14 protein-coding genes and 2 tRNA genes are annotated in these 20,913 nt (G+C 37.9%); 10 read left to right on the top strand and 6 right to left on the bottom strand.

Annotation, left to right across the window (positions count from 1 at the left end; genetic code table 11):
- The first annotated feature begins 15 nt into the window (after window positions 1-15).
- Entirely contained in the window at window positions 16-1,602 is a 1,587-nt protein-coding gene (locus LE179_RS02105; protein WP_374128722.1) for a hypothetical protein, read from the top strand.
- A gap of 153 nt (window positions 1,603-1,755) precedes the next feature.
- On the opposite strand, the gene LE179_RS02100 is transcribed toward LE179_RS02105, so the two are convergent.
- On the bottom strand, window positions 1,756-5,376 hold the full coding sequence (locus tag LE179_RS02100) for a hypothetical protein (RefSeq protein WP_374128721.1): 3,621 nt from the start codon (window positions 5,374-5,376) through the stop codon (window positions 1,756-1,758).
- Window positions 5,377-5,748: 372 nt separating this feature from the next.
- Here LE179_RS02100 and LE179_RS02095 point away from each other — a divergent pair, with 372 nt between their 5' ends.
- The 3 genes from LE179_RS02095 to LE179_RS02085 all read left to right on the top strand — a co-directional run bounded on the left by LE179_RS02095 (window position 5,749) and on the right by LE179_RS02085 (window position 6,961).
- Window positions 5,749-6,306 carry a Panacea domain-containing protein gene (locus tag LE179_RS02095; RefSeq protein WP_374128720.1) on the top strand — a complete coding sequence of 186 codons (558 nt, stop codon included), beginning with the start codon at window positions 5,749-5,751 and terminating at the stop codon, window positions 6,304-6,306.
- A 50-nt stretch (window positions 6,307-6,356) separates the two neighbouring features.
- Window positions 6,357-6,674, top strand: coding sequence for a hypothetical protein (locus tag LE179_RS02090; protein WP_374128719.1), 318 nt, complete (start codon window positions 6,357-6,359; stop codon window positions 6,672-6,674).
- Between the two features lie 197 nt (window positions 6,675-6,871).
- Window positions 6,872-6,961, top strand: a tRNA-Ser gene (locus LE179_RS02085).
- Between the two features lie 126 nt (window positions 6,962-7,087).
- Here the strand turns inward: LE179_RS02085 and LE179_RS02080 are convergent.
- The 5 genes from LE179_RS02080 to LE179_RS02060 form a co-directional block, all read right to left on the bottom strand.
- Window positions 7,088-9,712, bottom strand: coding sequence for a DEAD/DEAH box helicase family protein (locus LE179_RS02080; protein ID WP_374128718.1), 2,625 nt, complete (start codon window positions 9,710-9,712; stop codon window positions 7,088-7,090).
- A gap of 2 nt (window positions 9,713-9,714) precedes the next feature.
- Window positions 9,715-11,667, bottom strand: a complete 1,953-nt coding sequence (locus LE179_RS02075) for a site-specific DNA-methyltransferase (RefSeq protein ID WP_374128717.1) — start codon at window positions 11,665-11,667, stop codon at window positions 9,715-9,717.
- Complete coding sequence (locus LE179_RS02070) at window positions 11,651-11,836, bottom strand: hypothetical protein (RefSeq protein WP_374128716.1); 186 nt, start codon at window positions 11,834-11,836, stop codon at window positions 11,651-11,653. The genes LE179_RS02075 and LE179_RS02070 overlap by 17 nt, the downstream gene beginning before the upstream one ends.
- Before the next feature lie 590 nt (window positions 11,837-12,426).
- Window positions 12,427-13,308: a radical SAM protein gene (locus LE179_RS02065; protein ID WP_374128715.1), complete on the bottom strand. Its 882-nt coding sequence runs from the start codon at window positions 13,306-13,308 to the stop codon at window positions 12,427-12,429.
- 139 nt (window positions 13,309-13,447) lie between these two features.
- Window positions 13,448-13,519 (bottom strand) — tRNA-Arg (locus LE179_RS02060).
- A gap of 219 nt (window positions 13,520-13,738) precedes the next feature.
- Here LE179_RS02060 and eda point away from each other — a divergent pair.
- The 6 genes from eda (at window position 13,739) to LE179_RS02030 (ending at window position 20,566) form a co-directional block, all read left to right on the top strand.
- Window positions 13,739-14,704 carry a bifunctional 4-hydroxy-2-oxoglutarate aldolase/2-dehydro-3-deoxy-phosphogluconate aldolase gene (gene eda, locus LE179_RS02055; protein ID WP_374128714.1) on the top strand — a complete coding sequence of 322 codons (966 nt, stop codon included), beginning with the start codon at window positions 13,739-13,741 and terminating at the stop codon, window positions 14,702-14,704.
- 18 nt (window positions 14,705-14,722) lie between these two features.
- Window positions 14,723-15,748: a PfkB family carbohydrate kinase gene (locus tag LE179_RS02050; RefSeq protein WP_374128713.1), complete on the top strand. Its 1,026-nt coding sequence runs from the start codon at window positions 14,723-14,725 to the stop codon at window positions 15,746-15,748.
- Between the two features lie 3 nt (window positions 15,749-15,751).
- A complete protein-coding gene (gene uxuA / locus LE179_RS02045; RefSeq protein WP_374128712.1) occupies window positions 15,752-16,831 on the top strand; it encodes a mannonate dehydratase in 1,080 nt (359 codons plus the stop codon).
- 1 nt (window position 16,832) lies between these two features.
- Window positions 16,833-17,666, top strand: coding sequence for an SDR family oxidoreductase (locus tag LE179_RS02040; protein WP_374128711.1), 834 nt, complete (start codon window positions 16,833-16,835; stop codon window positions 17,664-17,666).
- A gap of 18 nt (window positions 17,667-17,684) precedes the next feature.
- Window positions 17,685-19,091: a glucuronate isomerase gene (gene uxaC / locus LE179_RS02035; protein WP_374128710.1), complete on the top strand. Its 1,407-nt coding sequence runs from the start codon at window positions 17,685-17,687 to the stop codon at window positions 19,089-19,091.
- A gap of 89 nt (window positions 19,092-19,180) precedes the next feature.
- A complete protein-coding gene (locus tag LE179_RS02030; protein ID WP_374128786.1) occupies window positions 19,181-20,566 on the top strand; it encodes an MFS transporter in 1,386 nt (461 codons plus the stop codon).
- Window positions 20,567-20,913 lie beyond the last annotated feature (347 nt).

The following is a 20,913-nucleotide window of genomic DNA, read 5'->3' as shown; positions in this document are numbered from 1 at the left end:
ATTGCGTCGTACGGAATGATAGTTTTAAGCGAAGATTCGGTGGCGCATTTGTCAGGACCGCTTCCGAAAATTAATTTTGCCGATCAGTGGATGTATCATTCCCGTCTCTACCGCGCTGCAAATCTTGCTACAAGAATAGAGAATCTAGAGCTTGTGCAGCTCAATTCTTTCGGCTGCGGACTGGATGCGATTACAACTGAACAAACGGAGGAAATTCTCTCCAAGTCGGGTAAAATTTATACGGTTTTAAAGATAGACGAGGGTTCTAATCTGGGAGCGACAAAGATACGAATACGTTCGCTACTTGCCTCTATAAAAGAAAGAAAAGGACTAAAATTTAAAGATAATATTTTTGAAAGAACGAAGTTCTCAAAATTTTCGGAATTTACGAAAGATATGAGAAATTCTTATACTATTTTGTGTCCTCAAATGTCGCCCGTGCATTTTCGTCTTGCGGGTTCTATTATGCGCAAGTACGGAATAAAATTGGAAGTTTTGCCTGAAGTTAGCAAAGCCGATATCGAGGAAGGATTGAAATATGTAAACAATGATGCGTGTTATCCTACGATAGTCGTTGTGGGACAGCTCATAAATGCTTTAAAATCAGGCAGATACGATATAAATAAGACCGCATTGATAATTTCTCAGACGGGTGGCGGTTGCAGAGCTACAAATTATGCAGGTTTTTTAAGAAAAGCTGCTGAAAAGGCAGGCTTTAAAAATGTACCGGTGATTTCTTTAAGTGTTACGGATTCTTCGCTTAACAAATCTCTGGGGATTTCTTTTTCAATGCTGAAAGACGCTCTGCTTGTGCTTCTTTACGGCGACTTGCTTATGAGGCTGTCGAACCGCATGCGTCCTTATGAAGTTTATTCAGGACAAACGGATGCTTTAGTTGAAGCGTGGCTTATGAGACTTTCCGACAGGATAGGAAAAACGCTGTATTTTGATTTCAAAAAAACCGTAAAAAAAATTATCGGAGATTTTGACGGCATAGCTGTCAAAAAAGTAAAAAAGCCGCGCGTCGGTGTCGTTGGGGAAATTTTAGTTAAATTTCATCCTTACGCGAACAATAATTTGGTTTCAGCTTTAGAAAAAGAAGAAGCGGAAGTAGTAGTTCCCGATATGACGGATTTTATAAATTATTGTATGCTTGACGACATATACAAGCACAAGTATCTTGCCGGAAGTTTTAAAAACAGAATTATATCATTTGTTGCGAGCAGTTATATAGAGAGGCTTCGTTCCGTTATAAGAAAAGTGCTGAAAAAAAGCAACCATTTTTATTCATATCAAACCACAAAAGATTTAGCGCATAAAGCTTCCGATATTATTTCGGTGTGCAATCAAACCGGCGAGGGCTGGTTGCTGACCGCGGAAATGCTGGAACTTATAGAGGACGGTGTAAAAAATATTATCTGCGTGCAACCTTTCGGATGCCTGCCAAATCATATTACGGGAAAAGGCGTTATGAAAGAACTCAAACGGCGATATAGCGACATAAATATTATCTCTGTTGACTATGATCCGGGAGCGAGTGAAGTAAATCAAATCAATAGAATTAAGCTTTTAATGAGCGTTGCTCATCAAAATGTTAATTAGATATTTTTATCCTATTACATAATCTACCGTATATAAAGCTGAAAACAATCCTTTTTGCGCAAAAAGGAAAAAACCTGTTACAAAATTTCTGCGATAGACTTTTCTTATATTATCTAATTGTGTCAATTACTTTGATTTTCTTTTAAGTGAAGCTTAAAAAGGCGAAGGAAAATCTCCGTAATTTTTGCGAAAGTCTCCTTTCAGCAAATTAAATTCTTCTACAAGTTTTTTAATGTTTGCTTGATATCCCAAAACCGCATCTTTAATGTTTTCGTAATAATTATAGCTTTGTAAGAGATGTTGCCTGTCATCTTTTTCCTGTGCTGACAGCTGATCTAATGCATAAATTTTTTGTCTTTCTTTCCTTTTTTCTTCTGCTATGTACTCTATATTCTCATTTACCTCTTCTATGGGATATCTGAGATTTCCCTCTATTTCTATTTTGTTTGCGGTGTTTATTAGAGCGTTTGCCTTAATCCTTAGCTTTGCAGCGGATTTTAAATCAGTTTTTGTGGTGGCTTCTTGCAGCAAGTTTTCTGCTTTTTTGCGTATGTCAATAGCGGTATCTCTCGCTGCTCTGAACTTTAGACCATTGATATCGCTTTTGATCTTTTTAATATTGAAGAATTCTTCTTCTAGTTTTTCTAGACTAATAGAGACGTCGGTTTTAGGCTTTAATTTATCGATATTTTTTTTGATGTTTTCGATAGTATCAGCTTGCAATTGAAGACTTTCTTGCGTTTTTTGTACGTAAGCAAGGGTCCCTTGGGACTTAGTCTTTAACTTTGATTTATCGATATTTTTATTAGCGTTGGCTTGCGATTGAAAATTTTCTTTTAATTCATTGGCAAAGATATGACCTGATGGAGTTAAAAGTTCTTTAGATTTTATAATATCATCAATTTCTGATTCAAGGTCTTTTGCTAATTCTTTTAATTCAATAATGGGTTTTTCGCCGAGTTTATTAAAACTTCTGCTAAGTCTTTCCATAGTTTTTTTGTAATTATCCAGGATAAGTAGCTCCATAGATTTCTCGACGGCTTCTCCGACGATTTCTTTGTAATTAGCGGAATTATCAGTTGCGTTTTTTAATTCGTTGAGAGTGTTGTCGATATTTTTAAAGCCAGCGGATAGCTTTAATTCCTTGATGTTGCTTATGATATTTTCAATACTTTTTTTATCAGCGTCTGGAGCGGATAGCTTTAATTTCTTGATATCGCTTTTGATTTTTTTAATAGCGTTGGCTTGCGATTTAAGATTTTCTGCTTGTTTAAATAGTTGAGCGACGTCATCTCCGATAATTTTTTTGTAATCAGATAGTTTGGATATTTCGCCATATCCATTTTCGCGAGTTGAAAAAAGAGGTTCTTTAATAAGTTTGTTGATTTTGCTGGCGTATTGTTTGATGCTTTCAGCTGCATTCCAGAAAAATATTTTATTGATATCGCTGCTGATCTTTTCAATGCTTTCTTTGTAATTATTTGGAAGAGATGATTCTGCAGAGATATCAACTTTAGACTTTAATTCATTGATACTGTACTTTACCTTTTGAATTTTAGAATTTTGTCGTTTAAGGTTTTCTACTTGTTTAAATAGTTGAGCAACGCCATCTACGATAATTTTTTTGTTGTAATTAACAGAATTGTTGATTTTATCATTTAATTTAGGGTTATTACTATTGATTTTTTCAACGATATCAATTTGCGACTTAATATCTTCTTCTTGTTCGAATAGTTTAGCAGCGGTAACGATATCGTCGATTTCTGACTTTGATTTGCCAATACCGTTTTTAATCTCTTCGATACCTTTGATTGCGTCGGCGAAATTTAATTTCTTGATATCGCTTTCTATTTTTTTAATAATTTTTTTGTAATTATCTGGATTGTATTGGTCACGTTCACGGTAAGTCTTTGGAATACTGTTTAATTTCTTGATGTCGCTTTTAATGTTTTCAATAACATCAGCTTGCGATTTGAAACTTTCCATTGCTTTTTTTGTTTCAATATCTACAATTTTTTGGTAAATGTTTTGGAAAGTGCCTAAAAGAGATTTTCTCGCGGGTTTTAATTTGTCTTTTAGAGCTTTTAATCCATAAATTTCCCGTCTTTCATTTATCATTTCTATTATTCCTGTTGCCTCTGCTTCTTTGTCACCTGCTGAATTTTCTTCTAAGTTTATTCCTGAATCTGAAATCTGCTTTTCAATTGTATCCGCGATGGTTCTGCGGACGGCTGCCTCATTTTTTAATGCTATGGAGGGAAGCAGAGCAATTGTTTGGGTAGATTGTAATTCAAGATCTTCCGCCTGCCTGCGCAGGTCAATAACAATATCCATTTTAAAATTTTTGGCTTCCAGCTCTTTTAGTCCGTAAGCTTTTATTATATTTTGCATTTCGTCAAGCGCTTCTTTTTTACGATTTTCTTTTTCTTTTTTATATGTTTCATGCAATAGTTTTCCTAGCGGCGTTTGATTGTTTAGCTTGTCGTCTTGCTTTATAATATCGGAAAAACCATAGCTTGTTTTGTATTCGTCATTGTCATTGTCTTTGCTCAAGGCTTCAAGGAGATTTATGGCTTTAATTATACTATAAGAGTCCAGACTTAATGCGTTAAGTGAAAAATTATTATTTTTGGGCATTGAAACTGCAAGTTCTTTGTATTCCTTGTCTAAAGCGTAAGCTTGACTGTTTTTTAAAGAGAGAGCGGCATCTTTACAAGCAGAGCAACGCTTTGCGTTCAACTTTATTTTTTTGTGTTTTATTTCGCATTTTAGCACTTCTTGAAAATCAGCGTTAGACTTAAGGTTCAATTTAAGAACTTTTTCTTCCGCGCGCTTTCGAATCTCATCGCTAGATGGAAAATACTCCCTATATGCTTTCTTTCTTATTCTTTCTTCTGCTAGTTTTATCTGCTCAGAAAAATTTTCACGGAATATTTCAAAAACTTTTTTTTCTGCGCGCTTTTGGATTTGAATATCATCGCCGGGTAAGATATTCTGCTGATTGTCAGTATTGCACTTATTGACAGCCTCTTCATATTTTTCGTCTAGAGCATGATTTTCTATTTTTTTCATCGTATTTATCAGAGATGCAGGTATTTCTGATTTGACAAAATATTGATGTAAATAGTCGTCCGCGATGTATGGATTCGGCTTAAAATATCTTCTCATTTCGGCAATTAATTTGTCAATTTCTTTTGATTTATTGTTAAGCGTGATGATAGCGTCTTTATTAGAGTTGATGCGTGCTTCTTGGAGATTAATGGCGGTTTTTATGAATTTTGTAGAGTTGTCTGTTAAATCGCGTTTTGCATTATCCAGCAGAGCAGCTAATTCGTTAATTTTACTTTTTAAATTTTTAATGTCTCTGTTTTTTTTAAAGATGGCATTCAGAGAATTTTCTATATTGTTTGCCTGGTCTTTGTCGAATCGGATTTTTGGACGAATAGTAAGCTCTTTTCTTATTTTTGTTCCTTCTGTCGAATCGGAAGATTGTGCTTTGGCGAAATTGAAAGTTTCTCCGTCAGCTGTTTCCCAGCCGCCGGCGTATTCGTAGCCATTGTTCCAGCGGGGTATTCCTGGATATGGAATAGTATCGCCATGTTCAACGTATTTTTTTAGACTATTGCGGTAATCGTGCAGGTAACCGCCCAGCAAATCAATATTTACCAAATGTTTAGGCTTATTTACCAAAAGTTTAGGCTTTTTATCTGCATTTCCTTTATTGCAGCCGAATAGTGTTGTTATCGTTAGAACTACCAATAGCATTTTTTTCATTTATGTGCTTTTCCTCTTGAGTAGCATATTATATACCATTTTAAGCTTAAAATGAAGAAACGAAGAATTTTTCTATCTGGAGTTCAGATTAGTGGCGCTGACAGTCTGGCAAAGATTCTCCTTCTCTCTTACCAAAATTGGGGAAAAAATAAGAAAGTTTCTTTCTAATTGAGACAAGAGAAGGAAAGGGTTAGAGCATTGCAAAAGAGCGAAAATCCGTCGAAGTAGTCTATAAGTAGTTAAAGCGCAATTGCATAACTATTGAAGTTCTACGAACTATATCATTTATAATCTCGTGAGAGTTATGTTAGATTTTATGTTATAATACCATAACACATACATAAGTATTACAAATGAAAAGCGAGTGCGCCGATGAATTTGGAAAAAATCATTCAAATAGTGAATTATATTCTGCAAAAATATAATTTTACTTTAAATTATACCAAGCTGTTGAAGATTCTCTATATTGCCGATAGAGAGTGCCTGCGCAGATGGGATTTCGCGATTTCTGAAGATACTTATTGCGCAATGAAGCATGGAATGGTACTCAGCGGGCTTTATAGCTTTATAACTCAAAAAGCGGGTGGGTCATCTCAAGCTAGATGGAACAGCTGTTTTGAGGAAAATGGTTATGATTTATGTTCTATAGTTAAAGAAAGTTGTTCTTATGACGAACTGAGCAAAGCGGAAATAGAGATACTAGACGAGGTAGATAAAGAATATCATTCTAAAGATTGGAAATTTTTGGTTAACGAGATTCATCATAATTTTCGCGAATGGAAAGAGGTTGGTGAAAAAAAAGAGAATTCTTCCGTAGAAGTAGAGAAAAAAGAGATACTTTTGTCTTTGGGCAAAAGCGAGGATGAGATAAAAGAGATAATCTCAAATGAGAATGCGTACAGAAAGTGTAAAGATGATTTACAAGGGTGACCTTTTGACATAAAGGGATAGCTTTTTGGTTTGGCGAAGAAAAAAATCACTTGTATTTTGTAGTATCCGATCCAGATGTTGATAATAGTGTTTTAGCGGTAAACATGACGACGCTGCGTAGTCTTGTAAGAGCAGACAAGGCTTGTATCTTAAATATAGGTGACCATCCGAAAATAAAACATCAATCATTCATTTTTTATCAGAAAGCCATTGAAGTATCAGCGCCAGAAATTATGATACGTGTTTCAAGTAAGGAATATAATATGGCGGAAAGGTTGTCTGACGAGACCCTGAAAAAAATTCAAGAAGGTGCCAAAAAGAGCGAGTTTCTTCCGGAGAAATTTAAAAAATATTTTGAATATTTTTAAAAAGCAGCTTCTGAAAGTTCTTGAATAAAATTTTGATTATCCTTTGACAAATTGTTTTGGCTGTATTGTTGGATAAAACGCGGTAATAGCGTAAAATTACGGCTCATCGGCAAATTATGAAATATCGCGGATTTTACATAGAAGTTTCGAGGCGGTGCCGTATAGTTTTGATATATATAAATAATTAAGTGATAACTGGAGAGATGGCCGAGCGGTTTAAGGCGGTAGTCTTGAAAACTATTATAGGGGAAACTCTATCGGGGGTTCAAATCCCTCTCTCTCCGCCAGATATTTCCGTTTTTGCCGTTAAAGATTTATTTTGACAGGATTAGAATCGTTTAGTACTTTATTATCTAAAGGTTTTTTATTATTAAAATCTTGGTAATTTTTTATTTCCCAACCTTTTGAAGTCTTCATTTATATTGTAACTTAGGTAAGATATCTTCAACTTTAGTGACATGTTCAAACTGTACGTCTGCAAATTCTTTAAAATGAGCTTTGCCGCATTTTATTTTGAGCTTTTCCTCTGGTCTGAGTTTGTCTTGATCTAATGTAGATTTAGTTTCAACCACAAGATATGTTCTTTTATTATCATCTTTGTATATCAATGCCCAATCAGGGTTATATGTACCCAGCGGCGTCATTATTTTAAACCAGGCAGGCAATTTGATAAAGAAATCTATATTTTCACTGCTGTCGCAGTCTTCGGCAAATTTTTCTTCCACATGGGAATCAATAACAATACTGTCTGTTATTGTTTTATTTTGGTTTTTAACAGTATAGAGATTGTCAATATATGTTTCCATATTCTTAAAACACTGCATCTGCCATTCCTGTCCTCCTGTTTTTTCGTATTTGATACCTTCTATCATAAGTTTATTTATTACATTATTTATTTTGTTGACAGCAATGTCTAAAAACATTTGCGGGTTTTTCAAAATATCTGCCATTCTGCCCGAACGTTTTACTATTTCACATATGGTCTTTCTTGTCAGTTTGGCATTGAGCTTGTTTTGTATATAATCAATAATATTTGGCACTTCAAAGCTGCCCTGTATAATGCTGAGTTTATCAGCGACTAAAACTGTTGATACCCCTTCTTCTGTTACCTTTATGCCGGCTTTCTTCCGTCTTATTGCGGGGGCTTCTATTTCATCTTTAATCTCTTCTAAAGCTTTGCCCGCTTTGGACACAACTTGTTCGGTCTCATAATTTGCTCTGTATGTAGTTTTGTGTTTAATTTTATCCCAAAGCTCTTTAAATTTTGCGTCAAGGTCAAATCCTTTCTTTAAAGTTATTTCCTTTCTATCTCTTTTATTTTTTATCCCTCCGTCGAACTCGATCCCGCAGTCTTTTTCAAATTCTTTTTGAAGGCTTTTTGCAAAATCAGCGTAAGCCTCATTAGATATAACTGTGAGTATGTTGATATCTTTATCATGAATTCTATTGCCTTGAGCGTTTACGGGAAGCCGCAGTCCGCGTCCTATTTCCTGCCTCTTTTTCATTTCGGAGTGTGATTCATTCAACTTGCATATTTGAAATACATTAGGATTATCCCAGCCTTCTCTTAACGCAGAATGGCTAAATATAAATCTCAATGGCTCATTTATATCTAAAAGTTTTTCTTTATCTTTCATGATTAAATGATAAGCATCATTGTCGTCTTTGTCTTCACCTGAGGAATCCTTGAATCTACGCTTTTTATCCTTTGCAAAATATCCATTGTGAATTTTTTTAACTTCAAAAGGTATAATTCCGTCATAATCCTTATTATTCTTAATTATTTTAGTGTAAATTTCTTCGAACCATTCGGATATTTTACCCGCAACGGGATTGCCGTTCTCATCGTAAGACCTGTAATTTGATACTTTATCTATAAAAAACAGAGACAAAACTTTAGCTTTTTTGTTTTGATCTTTAAAACGCTTTTCTTTAGACAAATGTTCTAAAATAGTGCGTTCTATTTGCATTTTCATTATTTCATCTCTTATCTGGCTGTTGTTTTGTCCTAAATATATTTTTCTCCCGTTTCTAAACTCAACAAATTTTTCAGATGCGTTTATATTTATCGGTATAAAATTATCTCTGTAAATTTCTCTTTCTCCGGACAGTTTAAACAAGTTATATTTTTCATCTGCTCCTATAATTACAGCTTTAGGCTTAACTCCTGTAGCAGTTCTACACTCTATTTGCACTTTTGCCAAAATGCTGTTTTTATTTTGTTCAAACCTCAGAAGTTCTATGAACGCATTGTTATGATTATTTTCTGTTGTTACAGAATCTACTTCTATTTGTTTTACAAGTCTGCGTTTGTACGCTTCAACAGGGTTTAAGCTGTAAACCAGATTATAGAAGTTTTTGTGCGTGGCGGAATATCTTAAAGTGCAGGCTGGCTTTAGTGTCTCAATAGCTGTTTTTCGTGCGGTCGTTTCCATGTTTTGCGGCTCGTCAATTATAACTATCGGATTTACGCTTTGTATAAATTCTATAGGCTTTTTACCTGCTAATTTATCATTGGGACGGTTTATAATATTTTTATCTTTTGCGAAAGAATCTATGTTTATAATTAATATTTGTATATTATTGCTGTCAGCAAACTCGCGCATGATGGAGACCGCTGAGGAGTCATAAGTCTGAAAGGTTACAGGCGTGTTGTCGTATAATCCCTGAAAGTGTTCGCGTGTTATTTCTAGATTTTTAATAACGCCTTCTTTTATGGCAATGCTCGGTACGACTATTACAAATTTTTTAAAACCATATTGTTTATTGAGTTCGTAAATTGTCCGCAGATAAACATAAGTTTTTCCTGTCCCTGTTTCCATTTCAACAGTAAAGTTTAGTCCTTCCAGTTTTTGATATTCATCATCATTCGGATTATTGTTTTTCTGTATCTCTTGGATATTTTTTAAAATTTTTTCTTCCGATAAAGTAATATTATTCTTGGCTCCTTTATTTATACGCTGTCCTTTAAATATTTCTGTTACGGCTTCTACAGCATCTTTTTGATATTGTTGGTTTTTGTCAAAATGTAGCTTCATATTTACACCACTTTTAAATTAATTTCTGCATCTTGCAGCTGTAACACGACGTTTGTTTTAAAACTGTCCTGCCCCTTAAACAAGCTGTCCAGCATAAAACAGCTTGATGGTTTGATTTCTAATATTTTTGAAATTATTGTATTTGATATCTTTTCTAAACAAACTATGAGCTCGTTGTTATTTACGGCATAAATTTTAGCTTCGTCTACTTCCATGATTTCTGTTTTAACATTGAGATCATACCCAAACTTTAAAAGCAGTTCCAAGAGTACGTTTTCTGCTTCCGCTCCTTCTTTTAAAGGATCTTCAAACAGGTCGGCGAGGTTTTCCAATTCTCTTTCGTCGGAAATTGTATCGCAGCGCCAGATTTTAAAATTGGATTCTTTCAATTTATAAGCTTTAAATCCTAAATCCATACATTCTTTTATCTGTTCCTCTTGAGGGAAAGATGTGGCAGATGATTCTTTTTTAACTTCGGCTTCAATCTTTTTAGCGGCTCTTCTTATTCGTTCTTTAGATATTTCGGCTATTGTCTTATATCCGGCTTTAAATGCCTCAGAGTTTTCTTTCGTTTTTTCTGGTAATTGAACGCATATAAATTTTCTGTTCCCGTTGTCTTCTTTATTTAATTCCATAACAGCCTGCGCCGTTGTGCTTGAGCCGGCGAAAAAATCTAGGACAATGTCGCTTGATGAAAATTTTATAAAGGAAATTATAGTTTTCAATAGTTTAACAGATTTTGAGTGGTTAAATATGGCAGTACCAAACAATTCTTTCATAGCATATGTGTCGTTAGCATTTAATGCTATTAAATTTTTGTGTGAATATCCCCTTTCAACAGAATTCCCTCTACTGTTTACGTTAAGATAGTTTTTATAACATACATCCCAGCCGCTTTCTGTGTTACTTGATTTTTTAAATTCAAGGAAATTATTTTTTCGCGCCCATTCAACTCTTTTCTCATTCCATGCCCAGCTCCAGCCTTCTTGTATTTTTTCTTTTCTTCCATTTGGATATGTTAAAGTTCCGTCAGGACACTCTATAGCAAAATTTCTTCGAGGAGAATCATTATGTATGCTCAGCTCGCCTGTATAATAAGCTCCTCTTGTTGAGATGTATTCATCTTTATATTTATATCTTTCTAAATATTTTTCTAAGTTGTGAGGATTTTTTGAAAAACTCATCAATTCGTTTTTTTTACTTTTGTTTTTGCAATATACTATGATGTGTTCTGTAATTGTATTAATTGCTTCTACATGCCAATGTCCAGTCTTTTTTTGACATGTAATTTCTGAAACAAAATTCTCTTCCCCAAAGATTTCGTTCATCAGAAGTCTTAGATTGTGAACCTCATTGTCATCTATTGATATAAAAATTACGCCGTCGTCTTTAAGAAGGTTTTTGGCTAAAAATAATCTTGGATACATCATGTTAAGCCAGTTGCTGTGAAACTGTCCGTTTTCTTTGGAATTCTTGTGAAATAATCCTTCTTTAAGTAAGTATCCTTCTTCGTCTTTTTCTTTTATTTTTTTGAGGTATTCTTCTTTGGTTTCTGAAAATTTGTCGGGATATATAAAATTATCACTACCTGTATTGTAGGGCGGGTCTATGTATATCATTTTAATTTTGCCGAAGTACGACTTTTGGAGTATTTTTAATACTTCCAGGTTTTCTCCTTCTATAAATACATTTTCTGTAGAATCGGGTTTAACAGATTCTTCCGGGGCAAAGCCCAGAGTTTTTGTCGTAGTAGTTTGTATGGCAGTAAACGCTTCTCTTTTGTTTTCCCAGTTCAAAACATATCTTTCGTCGGAAATTGATGCATTTTTGCCGAGAATTAATTTGAGTCGTTCGAAATCGACTTTGCCTTCGCTGAAAACTTCAGGGAATAATTGTTTAAACTCGTTTAATTTTTCTTTGGTAATATTCAATGATTCTTTAGAGAAATTCTTCATAAAACCTCCGCTTTTTGCCGTAGTTATTTGTTAACTTGAGCCGTCCAAATAGTAGTACAGCTGATTTTTTGTCAGGCAAGGATATTTTTCCTGTATTCATCAAATAATATAGCAATGATATCGGGATATTCAATTTCTTGCCAACTTCAACAGCAGTTAATATTTCCATTATATAATATCTCTTGCGCAACTAATTTTTAGTCTTTTTGTACATTCTCCCGGCATATAATCTGCTTTACAGGAAAGTTTAATTATAATTTTCACCAAGAATCTGATTATCACAGATTGTTTTACAATAGTCTATTTGCCCTTTATATTTTTTTTCAATATGGTCTATTATTGCTTTGCAGATATTAACATAGCGGTCAGGATGAATTGGCGACTGTTCGCTTCTCTAAGCCCCGTGAGATAAATCATGTATTGCTGTATGCAAATTTTTATCATTGGAGAAATTGGTTTCTATATAATTGTTAACATCATCAGTTGAAGCCAGTATATTTTGAAAATATGTTAATGTTTCAATAATATGCCGGATAGAGTTTGCAGTTGTATGATTTGGACTTCCATGATTTTTTGCAATATTGTAAATATCTAATAAATGACTAATATAATGAGGTCGTCCAGACCTTATTACCATATTCACCGCAAAAGCATCTTAACTTAGTATAGTAGGAAATCTTTCCTCAATCTGTCAAAAAAAGCTATATATCCTTTTCCCGCTGTTCTATAATAAAGTATAAAGAAGTTAGACGCGTACTGCTATAAATTCTGCACCCATCCGTTCTCTAGATTTAACAGTTCGAGATAATTTACCGCTTCTTCGTATTCTTCTTTAGTTAAGGAGCGCGACAGCTCTTTAAAATTATTTGATTTATGTGCCGTATGATACTGTGACATCAAACTCACAAAAGTACTTTCTGATAATTCTTTAGCAATAAACTCTAAAGCTTTTTTGGTATTTTCAATATTTCCAGGCAAAACCAGATGTCTTACAATAACGCCTTTTTGAGCCGCGCCGTCAGCGGTAACCTCTAAATCGCCGACTTGCCTTTTCATTTCTTTTAAAGCGGTTTGATTTATTTCAACATAATTCTTAACTCCGGAATATTTAAAAGCCGTTTCGTCATCAGAATATTTTACGTCAGGAAGATATATATCAACAGTGCCTTCAAGAAGTTTCAAAGTTTCAATATTTTCATATCCGCTGCAATTATATAGTATAGGCAGCTTCAAACCCTTTTTGCGGGCAGCGTGTACGGATTTTACAATCTGCGCACTGTAATGAGTAGGCGTAACAAAATTTATGTTATGAACAGCTCTGCTTTGAAGATTGAGCATTATACCAACTAAACCTTCAACGCTCACTTCTTTTCCGTTGCCGAGCTGGCTTATCGGATAGTTCTGGCAAAAAACGCAATTTAAAACACAATTCGAAAAAAAAATCGCTCCAGATCCGTTGTCTGCGCTTACCGGCGGTTCCTCGCCTCTGTGGATATTACTGCTTGCGATAAATATCTTGTCTGCAGTATTACAAAGACCTTTCTGCCCGCTATTTCTGTCTGCGGCACATTTTCTCGGGCATATAGAACATTTGTCCATCATTGAATAAAGTTTTTTTATATTGTTTTCAAAATCAATCATTTTCTGTTCTATTTTTCTGTTCTATTTTGCAGTTTGCAAAATATTCTGGCGTTCAAGTAAAAGAGAGAAGGAAGTCCGCCTAATATCGCAAACATATCCGAGACTTGAAGAAACGCAAACACGAAATATAAACCAAAACCGCGCCCGTCCGGATTTGAACCGGAATTGCCGGCTCCGGAGGCCGGCGCTCTATCCGTTAAGCTACGGGCGCAATCTGTTCGCAGTCAACGAGGGATAATTTTACAAAATACTATAATTGCTGGCAAATCGGCGACAACAACTTTTAATTTTTGAAAAGACGGGCAGAACATATTATTTAGATTGATAATCAATGCTTGCATTTTTCAATTAAAAGTTGTTTAACTATAGTTGAAATAACAGAGTGAGAGAGTTTTTTTATCTTTTTGCAATCGCAATTAGGAGCTGAATAATGAATAATTTTTTGACGGAAATTTCCAATATCGGAATAGTGCCGGTCGTCGTAATTGACGATACACAGCAGGCTTTGCCTGTTGCAAGAGCGCTTTATGAGGGCGGCATAGGATGCGCGGAAGTGACTTTTAGAACTGCAGCCGCAGAAGAATCAATAAAAATTATCTCAAAGGAAATGCCGGAAATGCTTGTCGGCGCCGGCACGGTTTTAACCGTCGAACAGGTTGACAGAGCCGTTGCCGCCGGCGCTAAATTTATAGTGAGTCCGGGACTGAACCATAAAATTGTAGAATACTGCGTTGGTAAAGGTATCACGATAATTCCAGGATGCGCAACGCCGAGCGATATAGAAACCGCATTGAAGTCTAAACTTGAAGTCGTCAAATTCTTCCCAGCGGAAGCCGCCGGCGGAATCAATATGATTAAAGCAATGTCCGCGCCTTATAAAAACATAAAATTTATGCCGACGGGCGGGATTAACATAAAAAATTTGAACACATATCTCTCATTTAATAAAGTTATTGCCTGCGGCGGAAGCTGGATGGTCGGCAAGGACTTGCTCAAAAACGGCAGCTATGAAACCATTACAAAGTTAAGTAAAGAAGCTCTGCACACTATGCTCGGCTTTGAAATAAAGCACGTAGGTATTAACACGCCGGACGCGGCTTCCGCAGATAAAACAGCAAGCGCATTTGAAACTTTGTTCGGTTTTACAAAGAAAGAACATTCCATCTCCTTTTTTGCCGGTTCCGGGGTGGAGGTGATGAAAAAACAATTTTTAGGTAAAAACGGACATATAGCCGTAGGCACAAACAGCGTAACGCGCGCAGTATATTATCTGAAGAAAGCCGGCGCCGCATTTAACGAGGAGACTGCTTCGTACGATGAGGCAGGCAATCTACGCACTATATATCTCAAGGAAGAGATTGGGAATTTTGCCGTTCATCTTGTCGAGAAAAAATAATTTAAACGGAGATTTGAAATGTCAAAAAAAGTAATAACATTCGGAGAGTTGATGCTTAGGCTTGCGCCGGAAGGATACTATCGTTTTTCACAAGCTGACAGATACGGCGCCGCTTATGGAGGCGGCGAGGCGAACGTTTCCGTTTCTCTATCAAATTTTGGACTGAAAGCAGCCTTTGTAAGCAAAATGCCTAAACACGAAATCGGACAGGCAGGCATAAATTCTTTAAGAAAATACGGCGTTGACACCTCTTTTATAGCGCGCGGCGGAAATCGCGTCGGCATATACTTTTTAGAAAAGGGCGCAAGCCAGCGTCCATCTAAAGTTATTTACGACAGAGCGGGGTCGTCCGTGTCTGCGGCGTCAAAAGAAGATTTTGATTGGAATAAAATTTTTGAAGACGCTCAGTGGTTCCACTTCACGGGCATTACGCCTGCGTTAAGCGACAATATCGCCGAAATATGCCTTGAAGCCTGCAAATATGCCAAAGAAAGAAACATCACTATAAGCTGCGATTTGAACTACCGGAATAAACTCTGGTCTAAAGAGAAAGCCGGCAAAGTTATGGGCGATATCTGCAAATATGTAAATGTCTGTATAGCAAATGAAGAAGACGCGGGAGATGTCTTTGGCATAAAAGCAAAACACACAGACATAGCCGCCGGCAAAGTCAACCATGAAGGCTATAAAGAAGTGGCGCAGGAGTTAAAGGCAAGATTTAATTTCTCAAAAGTGGCAATAACGCTTAGAAGTTCTATTTCCGCCAGCGATAACCGTTGGGCGGCTATGCTTTACGACGGCAATGATTTCTTCTTCAGTAAGGAGTATCTGGTTCATATTGTCGACCGCGTAGGAGGAGGCGATTCTTTCGGCGCGGGGCTGATATATTCCTTAATAAACGGATATGCAGGTCAGGAAGCAATAGAATTTGCGGTTGCGGCAAGCTGCTTAAAACACAGTATAGAAGGAGATTATAACCAAGTTTCGCTTGACGAGGTCAAAAAACTCGCCGGCGGCAACGCTTCTGGTCGCGTAGAGAGGTAACGTATGAAAATGACTTTTAGGTGGTACGGGGAAAATGTCGATACTATACCACTGAGACATATAAGGCAGATACCCGGCGTCGAAGGCGTAGTGTGGGCATTGCATGACATACCAGCAGGGGAATGCTGGCCTATCGCTCGCATTGAAGAAGTTAAAGCGCAAGCCGCAAAATACAATTTCAATACGGACGTTGTGGAAAGCGTCAACGTTCACGAAGATATCAAACTTGGTCTTCCGTCGCGAAAAAAATATATAGAAAATTATAAAAACACACTCAAAAATCTCGGCAGAGCCGGCGTAAAAGTCGTATGTTATAACTTTATGCCGGTTTTTGATTGGACGCGCACCGACTTGTACAAACCGCAGTCCGACGGTTCCACAGCGCTTTTCTATGAAAAAGCTAAGGTGGACAGCATAAACCCAATTGAGTTTTTGGAGCAGATGTCAAAACAAGAAGGACTTTTGACAATGCCCGGATGGGAGCCGGAAAGACTTTCAAAAATAAAAGAACTTTTTAAAGCATACGAGGGCATGAAAGAGGATGAGCTTTGGGAAAATTTGAAATATTTTTTGCAGGAAATTATTCCCACCGCGCAGGAAAGCGGCATAAAAATGGCAATACATCCCGACGATCCTCCTTGGAGTATATTCGGTCTTCCGCGCATAATAACCTGCAGGGACAACATCAAAAAATTTCTAAGCCTTGTTGACAATCCTTCAAACGGACTCACGCTGTGCAGCGGGTCGTTAGGCTCCTGTATAAAAAATAATGTTGCGGCTATGGTGCGGGAGTTCGGCGACAGAATATATTTTGCACATATACGCAATATCCGGCATTTTGAAAACGGCGATTTTACAGAAACTTCTCATAAAACTTCCGATGGTTCGCTTGACATAACAGAAATTGTAAAGGCATATCACGATATAGGCTATAAATATTATGTTCGTCCCGATCATGGGCGGCATATATGGGACGAAAAACCCCGACCCGGATACGGTTTATACGACAGATCTCTCGGTATAATGTACATATTTGGATTATGGGACGCCTTTGAAAAAATATCAACGTTCAAAAGGGGGTAGTATGGAGTGGAACAAAAAGGCGGCTGTCATAACCGGCGCCGGCGGCGTATTGCTCAGCGCTTACGCAAAAGAATTAGCTTCAAAAGGCGTCAAAATAGCCGCTTTAAGTAGAGATATTAAACACGCCCAGCATACCGCAGATGAAATCAACTCTGCAGGCGGCGCTGCAAAAGCGTACGCTTGCGACGTGCTTGATAAAGAAAATCTTGCCAAAACGGAAGAACAGATATATAGAGATTTCGGGCAGTATCACATCCTTATAAATGGCGCCGGCGGCAATATGCCCAACGCCAATACCACAAACGAAATTTTCAAATCTGAAGATTTAAATAACCCGAACGTCTGTTCATTTTTTGATTTGGATTCAAAAGAAGTAGAAAAAGTTTTTGCGGTAAACTTTCTTGGAACGTTTCTCGTCACGCAAATTTTCGCAAAACGCATGCTCGGCGTAAAAGGCGCCACAATTATAAACTTTTCAAGCATGGCGGCGCAAACTCCGATGACAAAAGTTCTCGGTTATGCTGCGGCAAAAGCGGCGATTGACAATTATACAAAATGGCTCGCGGTACACTTTGCGGAACACGGACTGCGCGTAAACGCCGTAGCGCCCGGATTTTTCTTGACAAATCAAAACAGAGCGCTTTTAACAAATCCCGACGGTTCGCTCACTCCCAGATCCAATAAAGTTATTGCCAATACGCCAATGAAGCGTTTCGGCGAACCGCGCGATTTATTCGGCGCGCTTTCATGGCTTTGCGACGAAGACGCATCAGGCTTTGTCACAGGCAGCATTATTGCGGTGGACGGGGGATTTCAGGCGTATTCAGGCGTGTAAAATAAACGGAGTAAAATTATGAAAAATTTTCTTGATAAAGATTTTTTACTTTCTACAGAAACGGCAAAAGAGCTTTTCCATAAACACGCGGAAAAAAAACCCATATTGGACTATCATTGCCATATTGACCCTAAGGAAATCGCGCAGGACAGACAGTTTGAAAATATAAGTCAGGTGTGGCTTGGCGGAGACCACTATAAATGGCGGCAGCTACGCTCCAACGGCGTAGAAGAAAAGTATATCACCGGCAATGCTCCTGATAGAGAAAAATTTCAAAAATGGGCGGAAACTCTTGAAAGAGCGATAGGAAATCCTCTCTATCATTGGAGCCATCTCGAACTCAGAAGATATTTTGGCTATGAAGGCGTTTTAAACAGCGAAACCGCAGAAGAAGTATGGACGCTGTGCAACAAAAAACTTGAAGAAAAATCCATGTCCGCGCGCGGCATGATAAAGCAGTCCGGCGTTACGCTGATATGCACTACGGATGATCCAGTCGACAATCTTGAATGGCACAAAAAAATTAAAGAAGATAAATCTTTTGACGTGCAGGTTCTTCCAGCGTGGCGTCCAGACAAAGCGCTGAACATAGAAAAACCCGGCTTTATGGATTACATCATCCGTCTTTCGCAAATAAGCAACATCAATATTAACTCTTTTTCAGCGCTGAAAGAAGCTTTCCAAAAAAGACTGGAGTTTTTTATTTCTTTAGGCTGCCGCGCGACAGATCATGCCCTTGAATACATTGCGTACGTCCCTTCTTCCGAAAAAGAACAGGAACTAATATTTAGCAAAAGACTAAGCGGAGGCGTGCTTACCAAAGAGGAAGAATTGAAATATAAAACCGCTTTTATGATTTTTGCAGGCGAGGAATATTTCAAAAACGACCTTGTCATGGAACTGCACTACGGCTGCAAACGCAACAATAACACGCTCGTGTTTGATAAACTCGGACCGGACACCGGACATGATTGCATAGATAATTTTGCCTCCGGCGCGCAAATGGCGGACTTTCTCGACGCTCTTGACTCTTCCGGACGACTTCCGCAGACGATAATATACAGCCTTAATCCCAACGACAACGCCGTCATAGGCACCGTGCTGGGCTGCTTCCAAAACGATTCGGCTTTAAGCAAAGTGCAGCAGGGCGCTGCATGGTGGTTCAACGATCACAAAACCGGCATAATTGAACAGCTCACTTCTCTCGCCAATTTGGGTATTTTAAGCAATTTTATCGGCATGCTTACCGATTCACGCAGTTTCCTATCTTACACAAGACACGAATATTTCAGACGCATTCTATGCGATTTGATAGGCGGCTGGGTTGAAAACGGCGAATATCCGTACGACATCAAAATGCTTTCCAAAATAGTTTCAGACATTTCTTATGATAACGCCGTTCGTTATTTTAAATTTAATCTCTAATTTCCTGACATCGCGTTACGCGAGCAAAAGAAATTTTAACAGGAGAATCGTCAATGGCGCAAAATGAAACTTTTTCCGCTGCCAATACAATCAATCAAAAAGCGACTAATTACAGATGGATTATCTGTATGCTGCTCTTTTTTGCCACCACTATAAATTATGTAGACAGACAGGTGTTAAGCCTGCTGCAACCGTATTTGTCGGAGAAGTTTCACTGGACATACAGCGATTATGCCAATATCACTTCAGCCTTTCAGCTTTGTTACGCCGTAGCGCTGCTTTTTGCAGGCAGGTTTATAGACTGGCTCGGCACTAAAAAAGGATATTCATGGGCGTTGGTATTGTGGTCAATAGGGGCGATAATACATGCTTTCGCAAACCGCATAGGCGGCGCTTTGTCGCCTTTGTTCTCTGCACTTGGCTTCGCAATGCCCGCGTCCGTAATAGGCTTTATATTCGCGCGTATTGTGCTAGGCGCGGGCGAATCTGGAAATTTCCCTTCGGCTATTAAAACGACGGCGGAATGGTTTCCTAAAAAAGAACGGTCGCTTTCAACGGGCATCTTCAATTCTGGCGCTAATATCGGAGCGGTCATCGCGCCGCTTAGCGTGCCGCTGATAGCGGAATATTTCGGTTGGGAATACGCGTTTATCTTAGTGGGTTTAACGGGATTTTTATGGCTGGTCTTTTGGAGATTCTATTATGACAGTCCGGAAAAACTTTTGAAAAAAGGAAAAATAAACAAAGCCGAATATGATTATATTCACAGCGATACGCAAGAAGAGAGCGTTGAAAAGAGCAACGCCAAAGATGGCGAAAACGATAAAAATAAAGTCCGCTGGTTCCGTCTTCTCGGGTACAGACAGACATGGTCTTTCGTCGCGGGCAAATTTCTTACGGACTGCGTTTGGTGGTTTTTTCTGTTTTGGCTTCCGGTTTTTCTTAAATCGTACTATGGTATGACAGGCACGCAGTTAATGCTGCCCCTTGCGGTGGTTTACACTATGACTATGGTTGGCAGCGTAGGCGGAGGATGGCTGCCCACTTATTTTGTCAACAAAGGCATGAATATGTACCCTGCCCGCATGTTGGCTATGATTGTTATAGCGCTTTGTCCTCTTGTGGTGCTGTTGGCACAGCCGCTGAGCAGTATCAGCTATTGGTGGCCTATTGTGCTAATAGGAATCGGCACGTCGGCGCATCAGGCATGGTCGGCTAATATTTTTACTACGGTATCGGACATGTTTCCCAAAAAAGTTGTGGCTTCGGTAATCGGTATTGGAAGCACGGCGGGCAGTATCAGCGGCGTAATTATTTCTAAAGCCGGCGGCTGGCTGTTTGATCATTATAGCGCGCTTGGACATATTGAAACGGGATACACTATAATGTTTGCTTTCTGCGCAGTCGCTTATTTGCTAGCGTGGTGCGTAATGAAACTGCTTGTCCCCAAGTTTAAACCTATAACAGACTTGTAGAGGCGCTATTGTCTTTATGGCAACAGCAATGGAAGCAAGTATGCAGATAGCAGAGAATTTTTTTCTGTGGCAAATATCTCAATGAGAGACTTTATAGCTGGCTTTTTATGCCAAATAAATTTGCAATATTAGAAACTTTAATTTTCATTGCTGTCGTCATCATCTGTTGCTGTAAAACCAAAATCCGAACGCACTGAGCCCGAATCATCGCTAACCAGACCAGACTCCGAACTTTAATCAACCGTTTCTGAATCTTAATTCAAATCCGCAAAAGGAATCCTAAATCTTCTAACCAGTCCGCCTCCGCGGAAAATAATGAACGTGTAAATTAATGTTGACGAGACAAC

Source organism: Candidatus Endomicrobiellum agilis (genome assembly GCF_020328115.1).
GTDB lineage: Bacteria > Elusimicrobiota > Endomicrobiia > Endomicrobiales > Endomicrobiaceae > Endomicrobiellum > Endomicrobiellum agilis.
Note: the sequence above shows the minus strand (reverse complement) of the source record. Positions and strands in the feature narration are given on the sequence as shown.